Below are 6,486 nucleotides of genomic sequence, written 5' to 3'. Positions count from 1 at the left end.
GTTGTTCATTCTAAAGGAACTCAACAATTACATTTGAGATTTGTATCTAAATATTTACATGAAGCAAGTATGTTTCATGCTGTAAACCCTTATGGACTTACATTTAGTGGTATCAATCCTATTACTAATAGTGAAGAAATTACTAAGCTTAGACAAGCTAATATCAATTTCTACTCACACCTTAATGAAACTGGACTTGATGGTTTTCCAGCTTTTAAGGAGGGAATTTGTTTAGATTCTAGCCCTATCGACGAAATTTTTACTTACGACTATATCAAATATGAATTTATTGCGGAACTTATTAGAATATGGAACTTGAATAATAGACAAAATAGTAAATTATCAGCACTTCAACTATCAGGACAAAGAGATACTGCTTATAGTGCGGCTATTGCATGCAAACTGAAAGAGTTTGTTGATGCAGGTATAATTGTTTCTTATTCTAAGCTCAAAATACAAATATCGGCAAGTGCTTCACTAAAACTATTCTTATCAATAAGTATTACTTATAACTATTCTATGAAGGGCGTGGTATTGAATATCACAACACAAGATATACAAAGTTATCAAAATAGCTTAAAGGAGGTTTAATAATGGAGCAGGTTTATAATTTAACGAAAATATTTTTCTCAATCAAAGATAAGCAAATTCAAAGTGGGAAATTAGAACTTACTAGTGAACCTACAACAAGAGCTGTATCTAGTACTGAAGATATGGGACTTCCGGTAGTTAGTTTTAGAGACCCTAAAACTATTACTTTCATATTTAACGTTGAAGTAACTATTGGATCTTATGATTATAAGCTACTAACAGATATGTCTCAAAATCAATTTTACAATGTAGAAGAGAGTATAAACAAAAAACTGATAAAACTTGTATTTAATGATTTTGAAAACATTCACATTATATCTAATCATGCATTCTTTGCAGAAGAACCATCAAGAAGCTATGCTGCTGAAGCAGAAAAGGTTACGTTTGAAATTAGAGCGATTAATTGCAAAGTAGAAAAACCATAATAAGTAAAATTTAAGGAGGCTAAATGATTCAACTTTATAAAATGAATATTTTGACAAAAAAGGAAACACACACATTCGATGTAAAAGTATTACCAGTTTATCAATGGGATTCTATATTAGGTTTTTCACAAAATTATGGTATTGATAAACTCAATAATATTGATTATCTCAGAACAATAACAAACATTATGATCAAACCCGACTTTTTAGACAAATTTTACTTCATTTTAGATGACAATAGAAAATATATTTCTTACTACAAGGATTATCTTGTTGCAATACTGTATTCAATTCAATTTGATACATTTAACTTAGAAGAAGACTTCAAAAAACCAAGTCTCATTTACTTAAGTCATTATCTAAATGCTGATGGTGGCTTTGTAAAATTCGACTATATTGACGATAGTTGGAATTATGAACAAATAATACAGAATATCGATTCATGAAAAACAAAATTTTAAAGGTGTGCGCCTATGAAAATAAACAAAAGAAGTGATATTCTTCAAGAAATAACACATTCATATTTCAAATTTCTTGAAAACGCAAAAAAAGATAAATATCACTTCCCCGTTATGATGGGTATTTGTAGCTTTAATGAAGTCAAGACACTGAATTATAAAGATTTGATGGAGGTGAACAAAATATCGGATTTGAAACTTCAAATGAAGATATATGAGATGTCTCTATCTAGAGGAATATTATGAATAACACTGGATTTACTATTAAGTTCAAAGGTGTACTTGACCATGCTTCAACTAAAAAGTCTTTAGAAAAAGATATATCTATTCTTGAAAAAGTTCTAAAACCCAAAAGAACAAGACTCGATAGCACTGAAAAAATATTGAAACACAATCTGAAAGAAAAAAAAGCTGAGCTTGTCAAAATAAGTAAATATGAAAAATTAAAATTAGCAGAACAAAAAAGACAAGAAAAATTAAAAATAGAAAAACAAAAAAAACTAGAAGCAGCAAAAAAAAGGCTAGAAAAATTAAGATTAGCAAAAAACAAAAGACAAGAGAAATTAAGAATAGAAGAGCAAAAAAGGCTAGATCATATAGAAAAGTTTAAGCTTCAAGAAACTAAAAAACTTATTAGCCAGGGCATGAAATTTCGAAAAGCAAAAAAAATTGCATTAAAAAGATCAACCATGTCCGAAAAAGAATTAATGGACTTAGAATATAAAACGTTAAAAAAGCAAAGCGGAATTATACATAAAACTAAGCGCACTGCTAAAGAGATAGGTAAAATTGCGGTTGGAACTGCTCTTGGACAAATATTTGGAACTACTTTTCAAGGTGGGATTGGTGATGCATTCAATTATGCTAAAAGAACAATACAAAAGAATGCAACATCTAAAAAACTAAGTTTAATTAATTCAAAAATATTCAAACCAGAAGAAAAGTCTCAACTTGATAAAATCCTTCAAGGAATGCAGGGGTTTGTCAGAGAAATCGATAGAGAAGAGTTCCTTAATTATGCTGGAATTTTGAGAAAAGATTTGGCAAGTTTAGGGCTAAGCAATGAAGAACACCTTAATAAAGCGGCAACACTTGCTGCAAAGCTTAAATCCGTAGGGATTATTGATGATAATGCTTCTGCTATTTCTGTAGTATCAGAATTCTTAAGAGGTAAAAGCGGACCTTTATATGATACTCTAAGGTCATTTCACAAAGTATTTGATAAATATAATGAAACTAAAGAAATGGAATATAACTTCCTATCTCCAGGTCAAGCTTTATCTTTTAGAACAGACACACTAAACAAAATTCTTGATGATTTCAATACAATTGGATTCTCGACATATACAACTAAAGAAGAAAAAATCAAAGATAATCTTGGTAAAGTCGAAGATTCTTTTTCAAGAATTTCAACTACAGTACTAGAACCCATTTTAGATTGTTTAGTAAAGTTAACCAACTGGCTTGAAAAATTTAATTTCAAAACTCACATACTTGATCCAATGATCAAGGGTCTCACAAGTTTTTTCGGTAATATTTACGAATGGTTTACAAAAATGGTAAAAATAGCACTAAAACAAATACTGCCTACTTGGGCATATGCATTGTTTTTTAGTGCAGACGATACAACAGATAAAGACCATTCACCACTCCCAACTACTGATACTGGAACTAAATTAGAAAAAGACGCAAGTGTAAAAACACCTTAAGGAGGTATAAATATGATTACACAATTTACAACTGATTTTATTCACCAGTACCAAGATGCAAAAGGCATAAAATCAATGCTAGATTATATGCACTTAACGCCATCTCAAATAACAACCATTTTAAAAGAAACTTTTAACCAATTATCTAGTGTGTTTATGACATCTAACTTCTTGATTCTATGTCCACGAATGGACTTTAAAGGCCAAGGATATGTCCCACAAGGATTTTTCATTCAAGCTAAAAGTGAATTAATCAATATGAAATATAATACTACTTGTTCAAAACGTCCTATAATTGATTATTACACTCGTAAATCTACACATGTAAGTTATAATCCTACTTTCAACGACGAGATTATCACCTTAAATAATGCTAAATTAGTTAGTGGATATTCAGAACTACTCAAATGGTCATTTAATGTGCCTTTCGGAAAATCCATATTTCCAAATACTAGCAATTTAGCAAAACAACACTTAACTAATAGGGTAAAAGAAAGTGTGCCATTTAGTGTTTATAGCCCATCTTTTGGATTTATAGAAATAGTTGCTATTACTTCTCTTGATCTGAAAGATACAGTATATCTTGATGAGGTTGAAATTAGTGTAACATTAGAAGTTCTCAAAACATTTACAAAATACAAAGGATAAATTAATGGAGCCTAGACTTTTAAAATATGACTTTAAGATCGAATTCTACGATCAACCTAAAATCTACGAGACACCTAAAAAAGAAAATGAAACTCAAACTGAAAAAGCTAAAGAAAAGAGCATACCTAAAGAAAAACCAAAGGAAGAAACTAAGACTGAAAAAACTGAAGAAAAGAAGAAAAATACAAACGAACCCAAAATTGTACTTCGAACTACAGATGGCATACATATAGACATTCAAATATCTGATGTATATACAAGCTATAACTATATATGTGCCAAACAAGCAAAACTAACTATTTGGAATTTACCTATAGATTTTAATGATAATTTACAAGCTGGTAATATTGTGGCAATTTACTATAAAAAATTTGCAGACGCTAAAGATTATGACTTTATCATGTCTGGGTACTTAGGTACACCTATGAGTACTGATTATCCTAGTGGTGATTTTAGTGTTGAATTGGAAATTCATTTAGCATCAAAAAGCAATTATTTTCATAGAGCACTCAACCCAAATCAATTTCAAGGCATGACAGTAGAAGAGGCGATCAAATCAGCTTTTCCTGGTAGAAATATTATCAATATGACTTACGAAAACAAAAAACGTATAATAAATGAAAGTTTTTGTGCAACTACACCTGTTGAATTTGTTGAAAAAATAACTAAAAAGTATGTCCAAAGCATTAGAACAGATATTACACCTAAAGACCATACACAACTAATCAAAGAAGCATCTATTAATACTACTGATATCGAATGTAACTATATATTTACAAATTACGTACCGATACAAACAGAAACAGAGAAAAAAGAAGAAACAGAAAAAAATAAGCCTATACAAAAGGGTAAAAATCTAAAAACAGAAACACCTACAACAGACACAAAAGAAGAGGAAACAAAAAAAGACACAGATGAAGACTATGAACCTCTTGAAGATTATCTCCTTGAATTCATACCACAACAAGAAGTCACTATAGGTTCAAATATAAATATTAAGTTCATATATTGGAATGCCAAGATTATGTATACTCACAAATTAAAAGTTGGCGATAAAGTCAGTTTTATTGATAGAACTGGTAAAAAAATTAAGAGCATTATTTCACAAGCTAATGCTGTATTAAGCAATATTGGTGAGTGTTCTCTTATACTCAAGCTTTATGATAATACTAATTACTTAAATATCAAAGGAGAAGCTAAATAAATGCATGTGAATTATGATATTTACAGAATGAATAGCCAAATGGCTGGTTCTGCATTAACACAAGAAGAGATCAAGCTATGGATTTATAGAAATATTTTCATCTCTACAATAGGAATTATCAAATCTTTTGATTCTGAGACTCAAGAAGGTGTTGTATTACCATACATTTACAAAAATGTAGAAATTAAGACTCGATGTATATCAAATATGCATTTTAATTTACAAGAAAATGATGAGGTTATTCTTTTGCAAAGTAGTATAAATCTTTTCGATATTAATGATGATCATCATTATGATAAAAACTATTTCTATATATTACGACCAATTAATATGCAAAATGCAACTATCAAAGTTGATGATTTTTCTATTCACACAAAAAACCTTATGGAGATCAAAAATAATAATATAAGTTTGAAACAAGTCTTAGAAGAAATAGTTAATTGTTTATACAATTTGAGAGTTGCGCAAGGTACGGTTGAACCTAGTTTTTACACGTATGTTAATAACATACAAAACAAAATAAACATGTTGCTTAAATAGTTTTTAGCAAAAATAGTATTATACTTCCTTTTATTAGTTAAAAGGATAAAGGATATAAAGATTGGATATCAGAATTGACAATGATTTTAACTTAGCATTTAATTCGAATTTACAGCTTGTTGATAGTATTGAAGAACAAAAACAACGACTATTCATCTTCTTGAAGACTCCAAAAGGTAGTCTTTTCTATGATCCTCAATGGGGTTTAGATTATTCACACATTGTGAAGCTTATCAAGATAAACTCTTTAACGCAAATAAAAACTTACCTATTCAATATTATACAAGATCTCAAAATTGACATTGTAAATCTTGACGTAAAGATACAATCAAACGCAATAAGCATTGTCTTTCACTTTCCAAATGACACTCTAAACATGGAGGTTAAATTATGAGCATACTGTTTGATTCTGATTTTGGTATTTTAAAACAAAATATTAAACAAATAGTTGAAACTAAACGTGAGAACTTACGAAATATGCATAGAATTGTAATTAATGACGACCCCTCATCCATTTACAACATTATTGCAACATCACTTGCAATTATAGAAGAACAAATTATTAATGAAGTTAATATACTCTTTTCTAAAATTAGCCCTGGGGGCGAATACTTTAAAGCTATAGAAGAGCATATCAGTATCAAAAGCACAACATTTAATGCTGTACATACAGCTTTAACTTCTATCGACGGAATAGAATATGCAAATATCATAAGCACAGCTGGTAAAGCTAATATTTATCTTATAGTGAATGAATCACTACTAGATTCAACTAAAACTAATATTATCAATTCTGATTTTAAATCAACACTCTGGCAAACACTATATAAAACTATTCCTAGTGGTACTATTCTAGAAGGCAATATTAATATTGATGGGCTAAATCAACAAAACCAACTCAAATCATATAA

General features: G+C 29.4%; 10 protein-coding genes. All 10 read left to right on the top strand.

What is annotated here, in order from left to right; translation table 11 throughout:
* A partial coding sequence (locus U880_RS11105) for a DUF787 family protein (RefSeq protein WP_024654612.1) occupies positions 1-591 on the top strand: 591 nt, incomplete at its 5' end.
* Positions 592-593: 2 nt separating this feature from the next.
* Positions 594-1,016 (top strand): DUF1463 family protein, encoded by a 423-nt coding sequence (locus tag U880_RS0102310; protein WP_024654611.1) that lies wholly within the window; start codon positions 594-596, stop codon positions 1,014-1,016.
* Between the two features lie 23 nt (positions 1,017-1,039).
* Positions 1,040-1,462, top strand: a complete 423-nt coding sequence (locus U880_RS09935; RefSeq protein WP_038358943.1) for a DUF1473 family protein — start codon at positions 1,040-1,042, stop codon at positions 1,460-1,462.
* Between the two features lie 27 nt (positions 1,463-1,489).
* Positions 1,490-1,720, top strand: coding sequence for a DUF1322 family protein (locus tag U880_RS0102300; protein ID WP_038358940.1), 231 nt, complete (start codon positions 1,490-1,492; stop codon positions 1,718-1,720).
* Positions 1,717-3,183 carry a DUF759 family protein gene (locus tag U880_RS0102295; protein ID WP_024654609.1) on the top strand — a complete coding sequence of 489 codons (1,467 nt, stop codon included), beginning with the start codon at positions 1,717-1,719 and terminating at the stop codon, positions 3,181-3,183. Before U880_RS0102300 ends, U880_RS0102295 begins: the two co-directional genes overlap by 4 nt.
* Positions 3,184-3,195: 12 nt before the next feature.
* The gene (locus tag U880_RS0102290; protein ID WP_024654608.1) at positions 3,196-3,831 is read left to right on the top strand and encodes a DUF792 family protein; all 636 of its coding nucleotides are present in this window, start codon (positions 3,196-3,198) and stop codon (positions 3,829-3,831) included.
* 4 nt (positions 3,832-3,835) lie between these two features.
* Positions 3,836-5,035, top strand: coding sequence for a DUF693 family protein (locus U880_RS0102285; protein WP_024654607.1), 1,200 nt, complete (start codon positions 3,836-3,838; stop codon positions 5,033-5,035).
* Entirely contained in the window at positions 5,036-5,575 is a 540-nt protein-coding gene (locus U880_RS0102280; protein WP_024654606.1) for a DUF777 family protein, read from the top strand. It begins immediately after the preceding gene.
* 61 nt (positions 5,576-5,636) lie between these two features.
* Positions 5,637-5,969: a GPW/gp25 family protein gene (locus tag U880_RS0102275; protein WP_024654605.1), complete on the top strand. Its 333-nt coding sequence runs from the start codon at positions 5,637-5,639 to the stop codon at positions 5,967-5,969.
* Positions 5,966-6,486: DUF276 domain-containing protein (locus U880_RS0102270; RefSeq protein WP_024654604.1), on the top strand; the 521-nt coding region annotated here is incomplete at its 3' end. The genes U880_RS0102275 and U880_RS0102270, both read left to right, overlap by 4 nt.

Source organism: Borrelia hispanica CRI (assembly GCF_000500065.1).
In the GTDB taxonomy this organism is placed as follows: Bacteria; Spirochaetota; Spirochaetia; order Borreliales; family Borreliaceae; genus Borrelia; species Borrelia hispanica.
This window is presented reverse-complemented; position numbering and strand designations above follow the sequence as displayed.